Raw genomic sequence first — 373 nt, forward strand, 5'->3', positions numbered from 1 at the left:
CCTTTGATCAGCGGCGGCACCTGAAGGTGACGCAGAGCGTCACGAAATGCATGCCTACGAGCATTGGCACGGTAGTCATATCGTGCCAATGCTGCGCGGAGCGCTTATTGCACCTTCCCTCTCAGTTCCTTCACCTCTTCACGCACATCCACCGGCGTTGCAACATCTGCTGCAATGCAATGGGCGAACCCGCGACCAGCACCACACGCGACCAGAGGCGACGGAACAGGGTCTTGCTCGGGTCACGGCTGAAAAAGCTGCCCCACAACCCTTGTAGTGCCAGCGGAATGACCGGCACCGGGGTTTCCTCAATGATGCGGCTCATGCCGCTCTTGAAGCCGCTGATCTCGCCGTCGGTGGTCAGCTTGCCTTC

Annotated in this window: 1 pseudogene; it reads right to left on the minus strand. The window is 59.8% G+C overall.

Annotated elements, in window-relative coordinates:
• Positions 1-104: 104 nt before the first annotated feature.
• Positions 105-373 (minus strand): annotated as a pseudogene (locus tag ALO43_RS23485) (glycerol acyltransferase); the annotation flags it as partial.

The organism is Pseudomonas tremae (assembly GCF_001401155.1).
GTDB lineage: Bacteria > Pseudomonadota > Gammaproteobacteria > Pseudomonadales > Pseudomonadaceae > Aquipseudomonas > Aquipseudomonas tremae.